Below are 22830 nucleotides of genomic sequence, written 5' to 3'. Positions count from 1 at the left end.
TGATATGATCCGCAATCGTTTTTTACTTTTTTTATTTCTTACATTGGCTGCATCCACTTGTTTTGGAAAGGACCATAAGGAGAGTAGTAACATCACTAGTCGTCAATTCACAAATCCTGTGATTTGGGCAGATGCTCCAGACCCAGATGTGATAAGGGTCGGGGATTATTTCTATATGGTGACTACAACCATGCATCTTATGCCTGGAGCACCAATCATGCGATCAAAGGACTTAGTGAACTGGGAAACAGTTAACTACATATTTGACAAACTTACAGATTCGCCCAAATACGACATGAAAGAAGGTACTGTTTATGGTCGTGGTCAATGGGCTACATCACTAAAATATCATAATGGCAGATTCTATGCCCTGTTTGCACCAAATGATAATCCCGGAGGAGACACATATATTTGCACAGCAAAGAATCCTACAGACAAATGGACACTAGTTTCAAGATTGAGACATTTTCATGATGCTACATTATTTTTTGACGATGACGACCGTGCTTATGTTGTATATGGCACAGGACAGATGTGTGAACTCACTCCTGACTTGAAAGGCGTGAAAGAAGGCAGCGATGTTAAACTATTCAATCGTGAAGCTGACGAGACCGGACTTCTTGAGGGTAGCCGTATGATAAAGCATAACGGCAAATACTATCTATTGATGATCTCATGGCCTGCAGGGAAAGCTCGCCATCAAGTATGCTACCGTGCAACCAATATTCATGGTCCATTTGAGAAGAAGACAATTTTGGAAACTCCATTCGGAGGTTTTCCTTATGTAGGTCAGGGTACTATAGTTGATGCAAAAGACGGCAAATGGTATGGAATTATATTTCAGGATCGTGGTGGAGTCGGTCGTGTGTTGACTCTTGAACCATGTACTTGGATTAATGAATGGCCTATTCTTGGTGACGAGAAAGGTCACGTTCCAGAGATAATGGACAAACCAGTACAAGGATGTAAGACTACGGATATTGTGGGAAGCGATGACTTCAACAGTAAGAAACTAAATATGTATTGGCAATGGAATCACAACCCTATTGACAATGCATGGTCATTATCAGAACGAAGTGGCTATCTTAGACTTAAAACTAGCCGCATATCAAATAGCATTTTTGACGCACCTAACACTATATCACAACGCATGAAAGGTCCGAAGAGCAGTGCTGTTATAAGTCTTGACATCAGTAAGATGAAAGACGGTGATAACACTGGGTTCGCAGCTTTCAATGGTGATTCGGGTATACTCACTATAAAAAAGACAGGTAAAAAGAATGTATTAACAATGAGTGAAGAGTCTGTTAGTCTCAGCGATCGTGCAAAAGAGATTACCGGCGTTAAGAAAAACGCAAAAGACAGCGTGGAGATAAAATCAAACAAAATTTATCTGCGCATTGACGTAGACTTCAATCCAGGTAAGGACATTGCAAAGTTCTATTACAGCCTTGACAACAAGAATTGGAATAGAATAGGAAGCGATTACAAAATGATTTTCGACTATCGCCGTTTCTTTATGGGTACAAGATTTGCCATCTTCAATTATGCGACAAAACAAGCAGGCGGTTATGTTGATATGGACTTCTTTAAGTTCAAAATGATGAAATAATAGTTTGACCAAACTATAAAAATCAAAGAAGGAACTATATCAACATAAGAGCCAATCTCTTTACTTCTCTGGAATCACTTCCAACATATAGATTGCATCAAGACTCCAAAGTGAAGCATCATTTGTTGAGAAGTTATCTATATCCTTAAGTAGGCTATTCCAAGCAGCGTTTCGTATAACCTTATCGTTAAGCGAATATGCTGCGAAAGCCTGCAGGCGTCTTACAGGGAAATGATTATGATTCTTCGCAGCCATGAATTGATATCTACGAGCAAAATCAAGCCATGTATGTTCAAATTCAGGGACTGTTATCATCTGACGCAGTTCATTCATAACTTCGAAACCGCCCATAATAGTCATTAAGTGATTTGTCTCCTTCATATTAACGTCACCTTCATAACTAATTATACCAGTTGCAGGATCATATCCTTTAGCAAGATTCCCAGTGAAAATTCCGTCAGGAAGCGAAGAAATACTTTTCAGACCAGCAATAATCTTATCACGATATTTGGTATTACCAGTTCTCTCCCACTCTGTCATCCAGTTTCCAGCATAAGCAAGCCAATCTGGACCAAAACGCAAACGAGCTGGTGCTGTACAAGGATACTCAGAGATCGGCTCGGCAAGTCGCATAGGATCAATGTGATATAACATAATATCTGCATCGGTTTCATCATGCATAATATCACCAAGTCGTTCGTCAGATGTTAGATAATATAGGAATCTATCAAAAGCTGACTGCGAGATTCTTGCCTCCTTAGCTCCGCATCCCCAATGACTTACATTGTGGCGGCTTCCTAGTCCTTTCATATCACCTAGATGATATACATCTACTTCTGAGTTATGCCTTGTCATAGCCTCTGCCATCTTCCATATATCAGCACGCCCGGTACGGAGGAAACTATACCATAGCCAATCAGGACTCGCTAACTCTGTATTGTCCCACGCATATCCACCAACATCATAACGCCATTCTGAACGTTCTGGGGAATATGCATGCATGAAATCTCCATAATTCCAAAAACCATACCAATGATAATCTGCTACAGCTTTTTTGTATGTTTCTATCCACCAATTAAGTTTATTCTCAACAACAGATGTTAGCGTATCTTTACTTTGGGATGGCAAGGACCAAACACCAAAAGCTTTCTTATCATGAAGATATTCAGCTGTAGGAAGTAGACGAGCATCGTCTGCAGAAACGATTGCATCTTGTTTTAAACGAAGTGTTCCCGGAGCAGAAGAATATGGACGAAGCGTGATAATACTTGTACGCCCTATTCCGTAAGGTTCACTCATGCCTTTCTGAACATCCTCGTAACTAGACTCCAGTCCATGTGCCCTGTCATCATAATGGCGCAAGTCCATAGGTTCCGCTTCAGGACTCCACAACCAAATAGTCATACGCGCCATATTTGTTCGTGCACTGTCTATCTGAAGTGTTGATGGATAACTTTGCCAAAAATCTTTCAACGTAGCAGATATACCACCACTTACATCACCAACATAAGCAAGTCCACAAGATCTTGTGCCAGTAAAGGTTCCTATCCAAGGAGATTTACCCGTAACACGTTTGCGAATAGTAAACGAACCATCATTAAGTTGAGAGAGTCTGAACCCGTCCCAAGCAGCCCAATCATCCAATAGTTTTTTCTGCTCATCATCGAAGGTCGCATATTCAGGAATACGTAACCCGTTCATCTGATCAGTAAGAAAATCGTGTTCTCTGCTTAATTCACGCCTTCCATCAAGAGGCTGCACTGATTCTGTCCATATACTATCCTCATCAAAAGAAAACGCAACATGACGATTATAAACGGTTTCGCGGAAAGGAACATCAAACTGAAGTCCCAAGCTCTTAATGAAATCATTATTTTGATTCCCGTCATAAACAAAACTATGCTGAATTCTTATTTGCTCACTCCCATAATAAAGATAAAAACGAAGCGTAAATGGCAACGTCATGTTTGGTTCTTTATCACTAGTCATATGACCATTAATACGTACTACCGCCCTAATATTACCACAGCTCTCTATATAGGAAGTATCTATGACAGACTTATATGACGATAAAGATGTTGACGCTACGACACGCCCCATGTCGGCTACCTTTATTCCCTTATAAATTATATAATCCATAAAACTATTCCCATGTCTTGGGAACAGCACTTTCATATCACCAGTATTTACAGTAATTCCATTTTTGGAAATGTCCACAAGTTTATGCTTTACATGCTGTCCATAACCAGCCTTTAATGTGGTAGCATTAACTCCTTTAGGTATTAAAGCAGAGAATGCAGCCCATTTAACACTTCCATCTTGCCAACGTGCATTTGTCCAACTATCAACAGGAATATTGCAAATTCCATAATTATGTAATGACTTATCTGTAACTTCACCTTTTGCAAAAGGCACACCAAATGTTACAGGCATAGCTACATCAGGGACATTTCCAACCCAATGGAGTGAAACGTCAGATAAACTACTTTTATATGTATGGAAGTTCGCTATACGAGTATGTGAAAGCGTTGTACGAAAGCCAAACCAGCCTTGTTCAAGAGGTTTTGCATCAATATAATCGACGATGCATTCGCCATCAAAAAAATATCTTATTCTGTTTCCTACCTTCTCTATCTTGATATGATACCAATGATTTGATTTAAGAAGATGTGAAGCATCCTGATACTCTCTAATTACAGGAGGTTGACCATTACCTGTATAACGTCTGAAACGTGTAGTGGTATTATAGTTCCCTCCATAACCTAGATAATACATCTGCAAAGCAATCTGTCTGCTGAATACTCCATCCCTGGCAGACATATTGGTCCAAATATTCTTGGCTTTTGGATCTGAAGCCATAAAGAATGTGTTGAGGTCACTAAGTCTGTCGTTCGGACTAGTCATTACAACTTGTGCATCAAACTCTACTGTAACATCACCATGAAGAGGGCTTACATTCCATAATGTAAGCCCTTTTGGGGAAACTATTTCCAAAGTATCACCACCATTCTGTATAACCTTATATTGTGATGATTCAGATTCAACACGCCATTTCTTCTGCCATGACTGCGCATTAGAGACTATACATACAGTCAGCAATAACAATGAAAACAGTTTCTTCATAAACATTTATTTTAAATAACCAGCAAGTTTACTGTGTATAGCTTTTAGACCTTTAGCAATATTGTTTGCATTTGTCTTAGCACCCAAAAGTGAAGAATGGGTGTGGTCATGATTATAATACTTATCAGCCTTTTCCTTGCTTCCGCATTTCTTATCAAGATAATCAGCCATAATATTATGCAAATCAACAAACTCAACTCCTGTCTGACTGACAACCTCACGATACCATTTTCCATAAGAATCGTTACGGCGTTCAATCTTACCATTACTCCATTCATTACGTGGTGTAAGAGAAACAAGGATTGGTGTTGCACCCTTCTCACGGACATCATCAATAAACTTCTTCAAATACCAACCAAAACTATAAACCAATTCATAAGTACCATCCTTAGCTGATTTATATACATGACATGTATCAGCAGCTCCAGGAATTACGCCGCGTTCTTTATCCTTATCTATACCACCAATATCATTATGACCAAATTGTATAAACACGAAGTCTCCAGGTTCAAGCGCATTATACACCTTATCCCAACGACCTTCATTCAGATATGTACGTGTAGAACGCCCTGCTTGAGCAGCATTATAACATGTTATTTTCTTTTTATCAAATACGGTATAAGCTTGAGAACCAAGTCCCCACATACCATTTTTATCCTTATCAGTATTCTTGACAGTACTGTCGCCTGTAAACCACACAACAGGTTTATCCTTCTCTCGCTGAACTTTATATGCGGGAAGTTCTACTGTAAGCATCATATTCTGAAGCGGTTTCAAAGCAGGATTATCACTCATGGCAATACCTTCTGCTGCGCTCCTAGCATTCATCATTGCACCAAAACGGCTACCGTGAATATGGTCTCCATAGAAAAAATACTTTTCTTTCCACTTGCTGTAACCATCAAGTTTCTTTCCTGATATTTCATTGAGATCTATAAAAGGAACACCTTCTTCGGCTGCAACCTGCATAAGCCACTGAGTATGTATCTTTCTGACAATCTTTCCTGTTTTCTCATCAAAAGCATCACGTGGTGTAAGACTCATCAGAATAGGATGTGCACCAACAGCACGACAATCACGAATGAAACGACGCATATATTCGCCATAAGTATAAACAGTTTCTTTCACTCCTGTTTCTTTTATAGTAACATTCAGAGAATCATGACCAACTCCAGGAATACTGGCACGAGCACGTCCGCTATCATAAGGACCATTATCATTATGACCTATTGAAATGATAACCCAATCACCAGGTTTAAGAGCTTTCCTTACATCCGGCCACAACTTATTATAAAATGTTCGGCTGCTTGTTCCACCCAAGGCTTGATTCTCTACGGTTATCTTATTTTCGTCAAAAAACGTATGGGCGAAGAATCCCCAGCCCCATTGTCCGTTATTACCGTTACCTAAAGTTCCATTACGCATTGTAGAATTACCGACAAGAAACAATACAGGATTGTTTCCATTACGACTACTACCAGCTGGGATACGGGCAGTCTGCGCTTTGTTAAGACTGTCGAGAGTAAGATCAACTACATTATTGACATCCGCCAATGGTTTTGGCACATTATTCTGAGCCATTGAAGGCAATGCCAACATACAAAATGCAGTGAAAAATAATTTTGTTTTGATTATCATCGTTCTATTATCAAATATTTTAATTTCCATCAGGTTTTATAGTATCACTGACAGGAGCCGGATACCATAGAAATTTATTATAATCATCAGGAGAAGAAGGACTGTAATCCTTCCAATCATTACGCAAAGCCTTTACCATTGGAAGATTAAGTTTCTTCATTCCCATTATGATCATTTTAGCAACTTCGTAAGCACCATAAGGATTGAAATGAGTATTATCGGCAAGAGCCTTGTCCTGTCCCTTGAATGTTCCAGCAGGATAATGCACTAAAGCTTTCTTGCTGTTCTCAAATCCCAAAGTCTCGAAGAAGGTACGAGTCATATCATGAAGTTCTATAACTGGTACATTTTCACGACGAGCCACAGCACGCATGGCATCAGGATAGTCTCCATGAGTTTCTTGTATATGAACTTTAGCCAAGTCAAAACTGCGTCTTTGGGTTGGAGTTACAAAGATTATATTACCACCTTTGGCACGAACCTCATCTATAAACTTTTTCAGGTTATACGAGAAATTATACCAAGCTCCAGAACCAGGTCCTTTCTCTTTCTGATCATTGTGACCAAACTCGCACATGACATAATCACCTTTCTTCATCATGCATAGTATTTTATCAAGGCGGTTTCCTGCCAAAAAGCTACCAGCAGTCAGTCCACTTTCAGCATGGTTGCTAATAGACACGCTTGGTCCAAACCAACGTGTTACCATCTGTCCCCAACTAGCCCAAGGTTCTTTACTCTGATCAACTACAGTAGAATTTCCGCACAGGAATACAGTTAGAGCAGTGGTGTCTGGTTGTATCTCGATACTCTTAACACATGGATTAACTCCATTAAACTCAAGGGTGAGACTATCATCCCAATCAAGATAATATTTTTCTCTGTCTTTAAGAATAACCTTCTTTGTGTCACTGATTCTTGGAGAACGCTTGTTTACTATGAACTCATAAGTTTTGAATTGTCCTTTTAACGTTGCACAATTCTCGACCATTAGTCTTCGTGACTCAGCACGAACGGTAGTTATAGCCTTTTTTTTATGTGATCCAAGTGTAACAGTTACCTTATAATTGCCGTCAGGAACCTTTACTGAAAAGTAAAACGGTGTTTCTGACTGCTTTGATAATTTAAAATTCATTTCTTGGGCAACGGCAGATACTGTCATCGCAAAGATAATGAATAATAAGAATAAACGCTTTGATACTTTCATATTTCTAGAATTTAGATTCTGCTCCCAAATAGAAACCTGTCTCTGGCGGTTGATTATAACCAGAGTTTTCTGCAGCTACACCAAGTCTATATGGAATATCCTCCTCAAGACAATTTATACGATGGGTTGTAGGTATCGTTGAAACATAAAGTCGAAGTTCGCTGCTAGCTTCATCACGTGTAAGTATTTCTTCACGCCAGTCACCTAGTATATCAGCACTCAGACATGGGTTTGACTTTGTTCCATTATTAAATTTACAGTTCTTAAGCTGCAACAATGTATAGGTACGACCTGCTTTCCAATCATATTTAAGCACACGCTCATGGTCAAGCAATTCGCGCAAAAGGTCTCCATCCCACCAAATTCCAAAGTTAGTAGAACGAACTCTTCCATTAAGGATTTCGCCTTTTACATTACGCAAACCCTTGCTGTCAGCACTCCACATTTCCAATCCTGGATTTGTAGGGTCAATATCAGCAGCCATACAACGACCTACATCTTCATTACTCGGTATTTGGAATTTTACTTTACCTGTAGCCGCATCACGGAAATCACTTCCGTCACGACGGTTTTCATGACAATCCCATACTTGCAGTTTGTCTGAGTCTGGATAAAACGCTGTAAGATGAATGGCATCACCATGTCCCATATGAGTATTATATAAGCCATTACCATCATTATCAATAGCAACAGAACCTAATGTTATTTCGTCACAACCATCACCATCAACATCTGCAACTCTTATATTATGATTACCATTTCCTGCATAATCTTTCCATTTAGGATTATTAGTATCAAAAACCCAATGCTGTTTAAGTTCTTTTCCATCCCAATCCCATGCTGCAACTACGGTACGGGTATAATATCCTCTTATGAATATCGCACTTGCATGCACACCATCAAGATATCCAACTCCAGCAAGATAACGCTCAGAACGATTAGAATGGTCATCCCCCCAATCTTCCACTCTACCACGTGAAGGTACATAATTGACAGTAGAAAGAGCCTTTCCGGTCAATCCGTCAAAAACAGTAAGATACTCATTGCCATGCTTTATTATTCCTCTCCATTTATTCTCTGCTGTCTCGCGCCAATCTACTTTTGGATCACCTATCACATTTCCTAATCCATCTACTGTTCCATCACATGTTCTCATCATTACCTCAGCCTTGCCGTCACCATCAAAGTCGTAAACCATAAATGGAGTATAATGAGCGCCCGAACGGATATTCTTACCTAAATCAATACGCCACAATTGTTTGCCTTCCAACGTATAACAATCAAGATATGTATTACCTGTGTATCCAGGCTGAGAGTTATCATGAGAATTTGTAGGATCCCACTTCAGAATAATTTCATACTGTCCGTCTCCATCAACATCACCAATACTTGCATCATTTGCAGAATAATCATATCTCTGTCCATCTGGAGTTATTCCACCTTCTGGCTTGTTTATCTTTATTGGAATATAATCATTTGGAGCATTGGCTTTCAACAAATATCTCCCATCAACACTTCCTCCTTTTACGGTATACTCTACATTACCATTAACATGGATGGTATCAGTGAAGAATGTTGCACCTGTTATCTTCTTTTTATTTATTTTAATACCATTACGATACAAATCAAAGCCACATTTGCTATTATCAGCACGTAGCATGCGCCACGCAACAGCTACATCACCATTACTTTGACGAATTGCAACCAATCCACGATTGAGGGTTTCATGCTTCATCTTCCCCCAAATATATCGTGGCTGAGCATAAGCGCCAGCCACGATAAGTAGAGATAGTAAAGATAATAATATTTTTTTATTCATATTATTCATTATAAGTCGAATCTATTTCCATCCAGGATTTTGTGTAAGATTACCATTCTTAAGAATTTCTGTCTCTGGAATTGGGAAAAGATACATTTTGTCATCCCACTGACGAGTCACTGTGTTAGGAGTATAAGAAATAGATCCATCAGTATTCTTCGTAAGTTTCATTTCTGTTATCTTTGTGAAATACTTGTCAGCTTCTTTCCAACGGCGTACATCCCAGAAACGATGTCCTTCAAAAGCTAATTCAACGAAACGTTCGTTAGTATATTTTGCCCAGAAAACATCATTGCCCATACCTACAGGGAATGCTGGCATACCTGCACGAACACGAGTCTTACTAGCAGCTTCACGTGCCGACATTGGGAATTCTGCAGATGTAGCATCAGCACTACCAAGATACTTAAATACAGCTTCAGCATAATTTAAATAGAATTCACCTAGACGGAATGTAACCCAAGTATGGTTATCAACAGTATATTTACTACTTGCCGTAAGATTAATTGCACCATGACATAGCTTCTTCACATAGTAACCAGTTAAGGTTCCACCAGAAATAGGTTGTCCATTTGCACCACCATAGAAAGTTTCAAGTTTAGCTTTTTGATATGTTGGCCAAACATCACCGTTCTTAGCAACAGTAGCATCCAAACGTGGATCACGATTGGCATAAGGGTTGGCTGCTTCTTGCGTATTGGTCCAGTCGAATTTAGTACCATCTTTCATTTCATAAGCATCAACTAGATTCTGAGTAGGACAGTTACCACCATTTCCACCTTCAATACCGATAGGATAGTTACGGCTTTCAAAAGTATTTGAAGCACCATTTGATCCAGAACCATAGATACGTCTGCCAAAAATGATTTCCTTAGTGATGTTAGCATCTTTCCAGTTATTCACAGACCATAGATCAGCATAATTAGCAGCAAGGTCCATGCCTCTCAGCTTACATTCATCAAGAAGTTGCTTTGTGTATAGTGCAGCTGTATGATAACGTTCTTTATCACCTTGTGGATTAAACAACGGACTAGCCCAATACAATGCAGCACGAGCCTTCAAAGCTAAAACTGTTATACGACAAGCACGACCATTATCATTTTCAGAAGGCAAGTTGAAATCTGAAGGATTATTAACTATGCTATCCTGTACAAGATTACATTCATCAATAATAAATTTAAATGTTTCGTCAGATGTTGCTCTTGGAGTTTTATTAGTAATATCTGGTGACTGTACCTTGGTTATCAATGGCACACCACCATATTGTTTGGCAAGATTAAAATAGAAATAAGCACGCCAGAAACGAGCTTCCCATTTATAATTATTATAGCGCGCCATTTGCTTATCGTAGTCAGAGTTCATCTCATAATCAGGGAAAGTAAGTCCAACAAACTTATCCATAACCTGATTACAAACATTGATTCCTGTGTACATACTGCTCCAAACAGAACTTTTTGCATTGGTAGCACTCCATGCTCCATTAAAGAAGTCATCAATAGAGGTACCACTTACCGAAAATTCAGATTCATCAGTTGTACTACCCATTATAGCATTTCCATAACTGCCATAATCATAATCGATAGTATTATATATATCAGTCATAAAGCCACCAACATTGTTGAATGTCTGTGATACATAATCCTTATCATAAATATTGTACTCGTTATAATCCATCTTGTCACTGCAAGAAGCAAGAGCAAGAACAGCAAGCGAAGAACAAAGTATATTATTTAGTTTCATATTTTCACTCGTTTTATTTATTAGAATGTAACTGAAAGACCTGCGACAATACTTCTCGTCAATGGATTTGTCGCACCATAAGACTCTGGATCTGAGACATCCATATGATCAACACTGAACAAGTCTGTTCCACGAACGTAAACCTTAGCTCCATTAACAAAACCAGTCTTATCAAGTATAGACTTAGGTAAATTATAATAAAGCTCAATATTACGAAGTTTAAAGAAAGAACGATTTACCAACCATAAAGTGCTTGTCTGATAATTGTTTGCATTATTCTCATTGCTTAGACGAGGAAACTTTGCATCCTGATTGGCTGGAGTCCAACGGTTATCATAATAATACTGTGATATAGTTGTATTATTTATGAGTGGCCAATACATACTCTTTGTATTAAGTACCCCTGAATAAAGACCAGTACCCTGGAAAAGGCAATAGAAACCAAAGCCTTTATATTCAGCACCAAGGTGCAAAGAATAATACATACCCGGAGTAGTACTATGACCGATTGCACATACGTCGTTTGCATCGATAATATTATCGCCGTTTACATCAAGATATTTTATATCACCAGGCTGAACTGTTGAGAAATTCTGCTTAGGACTTGCTGCAATGTCAGCTGCATCCTTGAAGAGTCCAATAGCCTTCAAACCATAAATCTGACCTAGTTGGTGACCTGTCTGTACAAGGTTACTGTAAAGACGTGGTTGCTCATATTGTTCCTTAATCTTATTATGATTATAATTGAAGTTACCACCAATGTTAAATGTCACTTCACTGATTGTCTTGTTGTAATCAAGTCCGATTTCAAAACCAGAATTATCAACAACTCCACCATTCTCATAAGGAGCGTCCTGACCAATAACATCTGTATATTTACCATCAGAAGTTACCCATATATTATTATGACGTGTAAAATATCCTTCTAATGTTACATCCAAACCATGGAAAAGAGTAGCATCAATACCTACATTATATTTATAAGCTTTTTCATGAGAAGGATTTTCTGTAGCATAGCGATCAAGAGTTGTTCGTCCAAAAGAAGACTGCCAAGTTTCATTGAAAGGATATGTTCCTCCAGTCATAGTATACTGCTGAGTATAATATGTCCATGTATTATTTGGCAAGAAGTCTGCATTGATTATACCTGCAGAAGCACGTAGTTTTAAGAAGTTAACCCAAGAAATATTCTTCATGAAATGTTCCTTTGATATAACCCAAGCTGCTGACAACGTAGGTGAAAAGTTCCATTTGGTAGTTGGTGCAAGTCTGCTTGATCCAGATTCAACAAGAGCTAAATCTGCAAAATAGCGATTCTTGAAACCATAATGAGTATACCAAGATGCATCCTGACGATAAATTACAGTATTTATACCGTTTGTCTCCTGATACTCATAATCCCATTTTAGTTGAGAATATACAGAATGATTGCCAAATGTATTATTATAGTTAAATCCACCATCAAAATGGAAGCGCTTGCTGAAACTATTTGTTGTAGCACCGTCTCCCATAGCAGTCTCTGCACCGCCAGTATATAAAGTTCCAGCTGTGGCTGTACCATCGGCTGCCCAAGTAGCACTATTCATACCATATGCATATCCTTTGCTATGATTCTCCAATATATTTGAAGAGTTATCATAAGCTACTCTTAATGTTGCACCTAAACCATCCAACCAATCAGATAAATCCTGAGTAAGAGTGGCATCAGAGAAAAGGCTTCTTGAATGGTTCTTAGCATAAGCCGCACCAGCACTTTGGGCAACAGGGTTTACAGTTCCATTCCATGTAGCGTTACCACCCCACATACCATTATCATTCTTTATTGGGAATGCTGCAGATGGAACTGAATAAACCATATCCCATATATTAGCTGAATTACCAGGACGACTAGCCTCAGCTAAAACACCCAAAAGATTAACTTTTAGTTTTGTTTTATCGAAAAGGTCTATATCCAAATTTGTACGAAGATTACCCTTAACATATTTATTCTGTGTTGAATAACCGTCATTCATATCAAAATTCTTAATGAATCCCTTATCTGAAATAAGGTCAATCATTGTATAGTAGCGGAATTTTTGCGCACCACCACGGAACTCAATATTAAATTTATTTGTTACTCCAGTATTGCGGAATGCTTCATCAACCCAATTTACATTAGGATACATTGTTGGGTATGTACCATTTTGGAATGCAGCAATTTCTGCATCAGAATATTTTGCAGCTAATCCATCATTACCACGAGCTTCATTTACAGCCTGTGCATAAGTAGATGCATCAACAAATTTAGGTTTATTTGCCATAAAGTTCCATAGATGATCATATGTGAACTTTACTTCCTGAGAATTATACTTACCACGTTTTGTTGTAATCAATACAGCACCATTAGTACCTTTATATCCGTACAATGCGACAGCAGCTGCATCTTTCAATATCTGAACAGACTCAACTTCCTCTGGAGAAAGATTATCAATATCACGTTCGATACCATCTACAAGTATCAATGGTGAGCTACCAGATAAGCTCTGTAATCCACGTACATAGAATGTTGGATTCTGTGCAGCATAATTACCTGAATTCTGCAAAGAAATAAGACCAAGTCCCTGACCTATAATAGAATTGCCAATGTTTCTTGCACTACGCTTATCTGTTGTATTATTCGTGATAATAGAAACGGCAGCTGTAGACTGTTCACGTGAAAAGTTTACATCAGCGCCAACATCAACTAGCTGGTCCTTGAATGCAGTTGTATCTTTCTGTGCAGCAGCTGGCAAGCCAAGGCTTGCCAACATTGCCAACACTAATATATTATTCTTATTCATTATTGCTATTAACTTTTTATATGTTAACAATTAACTTTAAATTACCAACCAGGATTTTGAGTCAAACCATAAGCCTTATTAACTTCAGTCTGTGGGAATGGCTCAAGATACCATTTTGGATCATAACCAGACCACCATGCGCGAGTATTCTTTAAGCCAAACTTTTCATAATTAAAATGAGTAGGTTCATAGAACCCCGGATTCTTATTACTACCTTTGTCTGTCAACTTATCACCATTCCACCATTGTGTATTGGCACCAGTTATGTCATTTACATGAATCCATTGGCCGTTAACTTTTCTCAATCGATACATTCTTAATCCGTGTAACTGCTTAGAAAGCACCTCATCACCAAGTTTATATCTCTTCACATCGAAATAGCGAGAATTACTCATACCAAGTTCACAAACACGCTCACGAAGAATTTCATTCAAAAGGTTTGCCTTGTTTGATGTCAAATCCTTATCAGGATTACATGCAACCAGCCCCTTAAGACCTACACGTGCACGAATCTTATCCACATATTGCAATGCTCCTGTGAAATTGTCATCTGCCTGTAATAAAGCTTCTGCATAAGTAAGATAGAAATCATTCAAACTAAGAACAACCCATTGAGGCTGAGCACGCAAATATACATTATTTGTACCTGTAATATATTTGTTATTGCCATATCCTGTAGCAAAGTATCCACTTTGTGTAGCAGGACCATTCAATGCTCTAGAACCGCCATCCCACAACTCAAAATTATTACCACTCATTGTTCCTGAGTTCAAAGAAGATGTTTCAAGGTCACCATTCACCATTACAGTCTCATAAAGACGTGGATCACGTGTATAAGTACGATGCTGTAGCTCCTGTTTAGTAGCGATAGTATCACCCTTAACAAACATCTGGTCTAATTTTCCAGCCTTTGCTGTTTCATCCCAATTAAATGGTTTTCCGTCTGCCCAAGGGAACATTTCTACATATTCCTGAGTTGGAGCATAAGAATAACGTTCATTCAATCCTCCACCAAGCTGTGTCCACATATATTGTGTATCTTTACCAAAAGAAGATACACGTGTTGCAAATATAACTTCAGGACTCTTCTGATTTACATAACCATAACGGAATGCATAGCGATAACCCTCAATAGTATTTGTAGCAGGTTGAACAAGAGAATAACCTCCATTCGCATTCAACTGCTGCAAGAAATCTTCACATGCAGTTTTACAGCGTGTCCAGCGATCCTTGCTGTAATTTCCATACCATACAGGACTACTATCACTCATTGAATAAGTTGAACCATAATATGGTTTATCAGAATTAAACAATGGTGAAGCTGCGAATTGCAGAATTTGACATTTCAAAGCCATAGCTGCAGCTTTTGTCCATCTACCTGTTTCAGAAGTAGGATCTTCTGGCGTCCAAGGTAAAACTTTAGAAGCCTCATCTAGTAAACCAACCATAAAGTTTACAGTTTCTTCAACAGAAGTACGTGGTAAATTATAAGAAGTTTCACCAACGTTAAAACTGCGTTTTACTATAGGAAGGCCACCATACATTCTAAAAAGATTAAAATATGTAGAAGCAATAAGGCAATTAGCCTCTGCCTTCATCTGAGTCTTTTCAGTTTCCTCCATGTTTGGAGTTCTACCAATATTCTCTTGAAGCAAATAAGCTGAGCGTATCAGTTCCCAACAATTCTCATTAAGATAACCAAAGACAGAAGAGTTACCTGATGTTGCGTTCAGCTGTCCTGAATAATATGTTTGAAAAACTGATGATTGCGTGAAATGCAACTGCCAACAGTCTGTTAAAGCATCAAACTTACCGTTCCAATAACTAGCAGAGTTATGAGAACTTGTATATGGTAGACCATAATATTGCAGTGCATAAGTACCAACAAGGAACTGTCGTGTATATTCGGCATTATTAAACACTGTATCTATTGTAGCATCAGTACCCGGAGCCTTGCCAAGAAATTTATTACCAAAGGCAATATCATCTGTACAAGAACCAAATCCTAAGGCTAAAGACAATGTCAGGAATGCTCCAATAAAAGTCTTATTATTTAGTTTCATATTAATTTGCGTTTTTTATTGTTTAAGCGAAAATCATTCTTTTGCGTTAGAATCCCACCTTTAAAGAGAATGTATATGTCTTCTGAAGTGGATAAGAAGGAGAGCCACTTGCGGTTGCTTCTGGATCACCCCATTTATATGGAGTGAAAGTCAATAGATTGTAACCACTGAACGAAAGTTGAAGCTGATTTAGTCCAAGCTTCTTCATAAATGCCATGTGGAAATCATAAGCTACCTGCAACGTTTTCAGACGCAGATACTTAGCATCTTTTTCATATAATGTAGATGTAGCATAATTATTGACAGCATTGTCCAGAGTTGCACGTGGGTACTCATAATTCTGACCTGGATTTTCTGCATTCCAAGTATTATCTATATGGTACTGAAGCAAACCACCTTGAGTATTACCAGTACGATTTTTAAATGGCTGACGGAATACATCATCAAGCATTCTGCTTACGTTCCACGCACCAGTCCATTGAGTACTGATAGAAAGATTCTGATATGTAAAACCAAAGTTAACACCCATTACATATTCAGGATCGTCTGTGTAACCATTACTACGACTCATATCATTTCCGTCAATTATACCATTATGATCAAGGTCTACATAAACTGCATCACCAGGTTTCAAATTAGCACCAGCAAGCTGCGTAGGGAACTTCTCACCAAATTCTTTTTCATAAAGAGCAGGAGTCTCTGCATCATAAAAACGATAGAATTTATATTCTGAGCGTGCTCCAAGACGATGTCCCTTAGCATACTGATACAGATTATTATAAGGAGCTTCCTTAGCTTCCTTCACCTTATTCTGATTGTAACTGAGGTTTACACCAGCCCAATAGAAGAAATCTTTTCCTAGTTTATCATTCCATTTAAGAGACAACTCATAACCCCAACTGTCAACCACACCAAGGTTCTCGGCAGGAGTTGTGAATCCTATAATTGAAGGTACCGTTCCATCATGAAGTAGAATATCAGTACGGTGCTCCTTGTAATAATCAACAGTAGCACGAAGTTTATCTTTTATGAAATAAATATCAGCACCATAATCTTGCTTAAATGCCTTCTCCCATGTAACATCAGGATTGTTTCTTGACATTTCGTAAGCTCCCTTTGATACTGTGTTATTTTCAATACCGAAGTTATAGCCACGACCACCACGAGAATAAATACCAGAGTTGTTTACATTGTATGGGTCATCAAGATACATAAAGCGACTACCTCCAATCTTATCATTACCAACAAGACCGTAACTTACACGAAGTTTAAGAAAACTAACAACTTTTTTCAATGATTTCCAGAAAGACTCGTCACTGACTACCCAGCCTAAAGAACCAGCAGGGAATGTTCCGTAACGTTTGCTAGGTGCGAAGTTTTCGGAACCGTTATAACCAATATTGAACTCTGCCATATATCGGTTATTCCAGTCGTACGTCAAACGACCTACAACACCAGCATATCCTTGTGGAATATCAGAGAATGTTGAAGGATAATAGTTCTTACTCTGGTTAAGCAACAACAAAGCGCCGACATTATTCAATCCGAAAGAACGATTATATGTAAGAGATGTCTCAAAATACCAATCACGATCTTTACCTGTTGATTCAGAATAAGCAATCTGACCATTCTGACCAGCCATCTTATATCCAAGCGAACCATCAGATTTTAATACAGGATAATATGTAGCCATTGCACGTGAGCCTTCCTTTGTAGAACCAAACAAACTATTGTATGAACCCTTAATCTTAAAAGAAAGACCTTTAGTTATCATATCAAGTTTCTGATTTAACTGTGCATCTAACTGAAGCTTGTTATTACTATATTGATAAAAACCGCCATTTACGCCAGCATTACCATAATAAGTAATACCACTGCCACCAACAAACGGTAATCTTAAATCTGAATAATCAGTTGTTGTCTCAACATACCTGCCATCTATAATACCAGGACTTGAGAATGGGGTCGCCTGATAAAGAGCCTGAACCATTCCAGTAGCCCCCTGACCCGTATGGGGCTTATTTGAATTATCAACACTACCAGCAATGTTAAATGACAATGTTGTAGTTTTAGTTACATCTAAGTCTAAATTCGCACGATAGTTGAAACGATTATATTGATAGCCAAATTTATAATCCTGTCCGAATTCTTTAAAAAGTCCACCTTGCGTGTACATACCAGCGTCAATAAAATAACGCATTTTGCTAGTACCACCACTAATGCTGACATTTGTCTTCGTCTGCATGGTAGACTTCTTCATGATATAGTCATCCCACTTAATACTTGGAAAACGAATCGGATCACTTCCTGTACGGAATTTTTCAACGATGGCATCTGAAAACTGATGTGCTTTACCATCATTGTCATTCATCTGATTATAGAATGTAGCGTATCCGTAAGAATCAGCCTGCTCAACCATCTTGGTTGGAGTCAATATAGAGAATGAAGTATTGGCTGTAACTGTAGCCTTACCTTCTTTACCACGTTTAGTTGTGATAAGGACAACGCCGTTTGCACCACGTACACCGAATACCGCTGTAGCAGAAGCATCCTTCAACACAGTAATACTTTCAATTTCCTCTGGGTCAATGTCTCCCATGCTGCGCTCAACACCATCTACCTGAACAAGAGGTTCGGCATTATTGAATGTTGCCTGACCACGTACAAACACCTTTGCGGCATCACTACCTGGTTCACCAGAATATTGTACTGTTGTCACACCACTTAACTGACCAGCAAGGACATTGTTAACTGAACTTACAGGAGTACGAGTCAGGTCTTCACCTTTAATACTAGAGAGGGCACCTGTAACGGTAACCTTTTTCTGCACACCGTAGGCAACAACCTCAACAGTCTGTAAGTTGTTTGTATTTTCCTTCAGTGTGATTTTCATTCCGTTCTTTGCAATCACGGTAATTGGGTCATACCCCACAAAAGAGATTTTTAACTTTGTACCTGGCTTTACATTCAGATTAAAGTTACCATCAAGATCTGTCACAGTTCCATTAGAACCAGGACCAACAACCATTACGGTCGCACCGATTACAGTCTCACCATGTTCATCAACAACGGTTCCGCGAACATCATTCTGTCCTACCTGTTGGGTATTGGCAAACGCATGTTGCACACCAATCGCTGGTGTAAAAGTCATAGTCGCGCTAATCACGGCTACTGGTAATACTGTACCTTTTAACAATTTTCTACGATTCATTTAATTATTATTTAGGCTTAGTTTGTTAATTCGTCGCAAATATACATATACTTAATTAACGCCAAACGGTATTTTCGTACGTTTATTGGTAAAAACGTGCGAAAATACAAATAAACGCTAAATTCTTTTATTTTAAGTATAATGATATGGTCTTTGGTTTATATCCTTGTCCGCTAACCTTAAGTTTTACTTTCCCTGGTTTCCTACCAGAACGAAGTATGACCATAGCAGAACCATTATAAAGGCTACGAGAGTTACCAACAGTCAATTCATCGCTAGAAATATCACCATTGCTTACACCAATGATGTCAGCATCACCAGAAACGTCAAACATCAATTTGCTGTTTGCCATAGGTGAACGCAATCCTTTATGGTCAACTGCCAATATACGTACATGCATTAAATCATTGCCATCAGCTTTCCAATTTTCAACATCTGGAATAAGTTTAAGTTCCTTTGGCTCTCCAGCAGTTTCTATCTTATGACGTGCTACTATTTTACCCTTGGTCCTTGCTACTGCTTCAAGTATACCCTTTTGGTACACCACGTCAGTCCACTTTATTTTATTACGTACCTTTGGATCAAGAGAGTTTTTCTTTATTCCAAGGCTTTTTCCATTAAGATATAATTCAACTTCCTCGGCATTTGTATACGTATATACTGTGTATTTTTTCCCAGGAGTACGATTCCAGTGATCAGAAATTCTGTCTCCATCAAATTTTACCCCATTCCACATCTCTGCATCATCCTTAGAATCTGTGACACCGATGTGAACAACTGGCTTATCTGAAAATATTGATTTCAGAAAATATGCTTGTGGTTTAGGTTCTAATGAAATATCAAACACACCATTATCCCAGCCTTTTTTTGGCCACCCAAGACTTTCGCCAAGATAGTCTATCATTCCCCAATATGCTAATCCGACGACCTTATCTAAATTCATCTCATAATAGTTTGGCCCCATCATTGGCATATTTGCCTCACTCTGATAGAATATCATATTTGGAAAACGACGCCCATCACCAGGAAAATACATATAACGATAATTATATGCCTGAATATCAGTAATCATAGCCAAATCACATGGTAATGAATCTGTTTCCCAATTACGTCCTCTTGGATGCATTGCCACTGTTGTCAGACGCGTGCTATCATAACGATTCAGTAATGTCTTTAACAATCTATACGCAGTTACTCCCCAATCATTATAAGGCAAGTCTGGATATGTCTGCAATTCATTTCCAAGACTCCACAATATCACAGATGGGTGATTTCTATCTCGCTGTATCCATTCAGGAATATCATACTGCCAATGATTAGACCAAGATTCTCTTCCACCAGAATATTGGGTAAGCCATTTATCATAGACTTCATCAACAACAAGAATACCATATTTATCACATAATTTATATAAGTCTTCACTGTATGGATTATGTGAACAACGAATGTGATTGAAACCAAATTCTTTCAACAGCTTTATTCTTTTTTCTATTGCACGTGAATAGGCAGCTGCTCCTAATGCACCCAGACTACTATGATTAGCTATACCTTTCAATATAACTTTTTTACCATTTAGTTTTAATCCAAATTCTGGAGAAAATTCTATGGTACGTATACCAAACTGCTCTGTAACTTTATCGGCAACCTTACCACTTTCATCATACACAGAAACTTCTGCCGTATACAAATAAGGAGAATCTATATCCCACAAATTAGCGTTTGAAATATGTATAGGTTCTAATTTGTATTCAGCATCACGGCTACGTGGTGAAAATCTAACATCATTATTCTTCTCTGCTACAACTTTGCCATTGGCATCAAGTATACGTACTTTTACGTCACCGTTTTTTTGCTTATTATAACGAAATATCTCTGCCTGAATATTTACGGTGTTGTTATCCTTTGTTGTAATATAAAGCGGATGGCGTGCAAAATACAGTTGCTTATCTGTCATGATAAGTTTAACCGTTCTGAACAGACCACCACCAGTATACCAGCGTGAATTGTTTTCTTTTCTCGTATCAGCTTTTACAACAAGAACATTCTCGCTGCCATATTTAATTTTATCAGTAATGTCTATACCAAATCCTACATAACCGTATTCTGTTCCACCTATACGCTCGCCATTAAGATAAACATCACCAACAAGCATTATACCACCAAATTCCAACATCAATCTTTTTCCTTTCCAATCTTGAGCTGGAGTGAATACCTTACGATACCATCCTATACCCATTTCCTTAAAGCCACGTGCTGAAAGGCGGCTCTTTACATTAGCCGCTTGATCAGAATTATCGGCATGTTCATCCTTAGAAGGAGCTACCCAAGGTTGCTCCATCTGAAAATCATGTGGAATTATTACGTTTTTCCAAGTACCATTCTGCTGTGTAGCTTCATTGGCAGTAAGCGTATTTCTACTAAATTGCCAATTATCTATAGTTATAGTATCACGCTGTGAGAAAGCATTTTCGCTCACACATAGCATCATAGAGACGATGCCGTAAATTAGTTTTTGCTTATTCATGTTTAGGTACAACAAATTTGTAATTTATAATTTGCAAAATTACAACATGAAATATTATATAAAATAAACTTTTGTACACAAATCAGTAATTTAGTACTATTTTAAGTACTTGCACACCCAACCAAATGATTAGTGAATAATACAAATGATAATTTCTACGTATTCTTATATACTTCCCCACGGACTTTGGTTCTTCGTCAATTTAGGGGGATATCCTCAACAAATGATTATATCCCACAACCAGAAAAAGTTTTTTTAATGCCACTAATGTCACTTTGTCACTAGCCCTTTGTTTATAAGGGTTTAGCGAGTGACATTAAGTGACATTATCGGTGTAAAAGTGACATTATACCCCAGAGCGCACCTATTTTTGGCGATTTTTTCGCAATTATGCTATTTACATAATACATATTTTTGCTTTCTGAACAGCATGGATAATACAAAAAGCAACTCCATACACACATTGACGCGATAGAATGAATTTGAAATATGGATATATATTTTGAAACAGAGTGCACAAACTATCACCTAAATTTTCGCAATATTTAAGTAATTCAATTACATTAGCATATGTGTAATCCGATTACACAACGTGTGTAACCGCGTTACACAACGTGAAAAACACGATTACACACGTTAGGTAATTGAATTACCTAACGTGAAAAAAGTGATTACTTAGCACAGGTAAACGAGCGATGGTCAACATGACAATAAAAATAAGCTTATGACAATTATCACTATTTATACAGTTGGGTTCTGAGATAAAAGCTGAACGTGTTACGAAATATAGCGCACATAATGACGAGTACAGACCATTATAAACGAAAAAGTGTCTAGATATGTACTAGTATATTTGGCAAAAAATCGCCAAAAACAGGTGTACTCTGGGGGATAATATCACTTTTACACCGATAATGTACTCGCTCAGCCCTTATCGTCTTTAGCCGGAATAGGTTTACATTTGTTATTAAATAAGTTGTCTCATCTTACCAGATTGGTTGACATTCAATCCAATATGGTTGTCACCAGATATAATCATTTATTCAGGGTATCACCCCCATAAATTGATAAAGG

At 38.1% G+C, this 22830-nt stretch carries 10 protein-coding genes; 1 reads left to right on the top strand and 9 read right to left on the bottom strand.

Annotated elements, in window-relative coordinates:
- The first annotated feature begins 4 nt into the window (after nucleotides 1–4).
- On the top strand, nucleotides 5–1612 hold the full coding sequence (locus B045_RS0110425) for a glycoside hydrolase family 43 protein (protein ID WP_018464208.1): 1608 nt from the start codon (nucleotides 5–7) through the stop codon (nucleotides 1610–1612).
- 60 nt (nucleotides 1613–1672) lie between these two features.
- Here the strand turns inward: B045_RS0110425 and B045_RS0110420 are convergent, their stop codons facing one another.
- The 9 genes from B045_RS0110420 to B045_RS0110380 all read right to left on the bottom strand — a co-directional run bounded on the left by B045_RS0110420 (nucleotide 1673) and on the right by B045_RS0110380 (nucleotide 21756).
- Nucleotides 1673–4735: an exo-rhamnogalacturonan lyase family protein gene (locus B045_RS0110420; RefSeq protein WP_044067765.1), complete on the bottom strand. Its 3063-nt coding sequence runs from the start codon at nucleotides 4733–4735 to the stop codon at nucleotides 1673–1675.
- Nucleotides 4736–4741: 6 nt separating this feature from the next.
- Nucleotides 4742–6334: a rhamnogalacturonan acetylesterase gene (locus B045_RS0110415; RefSeq protein WP_238312063.1), complete on the bottom strand. Its 1593-nt coding sequence runs from the start codon at nucleotides 6332–6334 to the stop codon at nucleotides 4742–4744.
- 58 nt (nucleotides 6335–6392) lie between these two features.
- Complete coding sequence (locus tag B045_RS0110410; RefSeq protein ID WP_018464205.1) at nucleotides 6393–7535, bottom strand: rhamnogalacturonan acetylesterase; 1143 nt, start codon at nucleotides 7533–7535, stop codon at nucleotides 6393–6395.
- 49 nt (nucleotides 7536–7584) lie between these two features.
- Nucleotides 7585–9399, bottom strand: a complete 1815-nt coding sequence (locus B045_RS0110405; RefSeq protein ID WP_026234399.1) for a rhamnogalacturonan lyase — start codon at nucleotides 9397–9399, stop codon at nucleotides 7585–7587.
- Nucleotides 9400–9420: 21 nt separating this feature from the next.
- Entirely contained in the window at nucleotides 9421–11139 is a 1719-nt protein-coding gene (locus B045_RS0110400) for a RagB/SusD family nutrient uptake outer membrane protein (RefSeq protein WP_018464203.1), read from the bottom strand.
- A 20-nt stretch (nucleotides 11140–11159) separates the two neighbouring features.
- Nucleotides 11160–13958 carry a SusC/RagA family TonB-linked outer membrane protein gene (locus tag B045_RS0110395; protein WP_018464202.1) on the bottom strand — a complete coding sequence of 933 codons (2799 nt, stop codon included), beginning with the start codon at nucleotides 13956–13958 and terminating at the stop codon, nucleotides 11160–11162.
- Nucleotides 13959–13999: 41 nt separating this feature from the next.
- Nucleotides 14000–16021: a RagB/SusD family nutrient uptake outer membrane protein gene (locus B045_RS0110390; RefSeq protein ID WP_018464201.1), complete on the bottom strand. Its 2022-nt coding sequence runs from the start codon at nucleotides 16019–16021 to the stop codon at nucleotides 14000–14002.
- A 46-nt stretch (nucleotides 16022–16067) separates the two neighbouring features.
- Nucleotides 16068–19232 (bottom strand): SusC/RagA family TonB-linked outer membrane protein, encoded by a 3165-nt coding sequence (locus B045_RS0110385; RefSeq protein ID WP_018464200.1) that lies wholly within the window; start codon nucleotides 19230–19232, stop codon nucleotides 16068–16070.
- Nucleotides 19233–19359: 127 nt separating this feature from the next.
- The gene (locus B045_RS0110380; protein WP_018464199.1) at nucleotides 19360–21756 is read right to left on the bottom strand and encodes a glycoside hydrolase family 2 protein; all 2397 of its coding nucleotides are present in this window, start codon (nucleotides 21754–21756) and stop codon (nucleotides 19360–19362) included.
- Nucleotides 21757–22830 lie beyond the last annotated feature (1074 nt).

It is taken from the genome of Segatella paludivivens DSM 17968 = JCM 13650 (assembly GCF_000373185.1).
Lineage (GTDB): Bacteria > Bacteroidota > Bacteroidia > Bacteroidales > Bacteroidaceae > Prevotella > Prevotella paludivivens.
This window is presented reverse-complemented; position numbering and strand designations above follow the sequence as displayed.

Excerpts from the sequence above, each read along its gene's own strand:
- B045_RS0110400 (WP_018464203.1), bottom strand. The coding sequence starts at position 11,139 with ATGAAACTAAATAATATACTTTGTTCTTCGCTTGCTGTTCTTGCTCTT.
- B045_RS0110410 (WP_018464205.1), bottom strand. The coding sequence starts at position 7,535 with ATGACAGTATCTGCCGTTGCCCAAGAAATGAATTTTAAATTATCAAAG.
- B045_RS0110415 (WP_238312063.1), bottom strand. The coding sequence starts at position 6,334 with ATGTTGGCATTGCCTTCAATGGCTCAGAATAATGTGCCAAAACCATTG.
- B045_RS0110380 (WP_018464199.1), bottom strand. The coding sequence starts at position 21,756 with ATGAATAAGCAAAAACTAATTTACGGCATCGTCTCTATGATGCTATGT.
- B045_RS0110390 (WP_018464201.1), bottom strand. The coding sequence starts at position 16,021 with ATGAAACTAAATAATAAGACTTTTATTGGAGCATTCCTGACATTGTCT.
- B045_RS0110405 (WP_026234399.1), bottom strand. The coding sequence starts at position 9,399 with ATGAATAAAAAAATATTATTATCTTTACTATCTCTACTTATCGTGGCT.
- B045_RS0110420 (WP_044067765.1), bottom strand. The coding sequence starts at position 4,735 with ATGAAGAAACTGTTTTCATTGTTATTGCTGACTGTATGTATAGTCTCT.
- B045_RS0110395 (WP_018464202.1), bottom strand. The coding sequence starts at position 13,958 with ATGAATAAGAATAATATATTAGTGTTGGCAATGTTGGCAAGCCTTGGC.
- B045_RS0110425 (WP_018464208.1), top strand. The coding sequence starts at position 5 with ATGATCCGCAATCGTTTTTTACTTTTTTTATTTCTTACATTGGCTGCA.
- B045_RS0110385 (WP_018464200.1), bottom strand. The coding sequence starts at position 19,232 with ATGAATCGTAGAAAATTGTTAAAAGGTACAGTATTACCAGTAGCCGTG.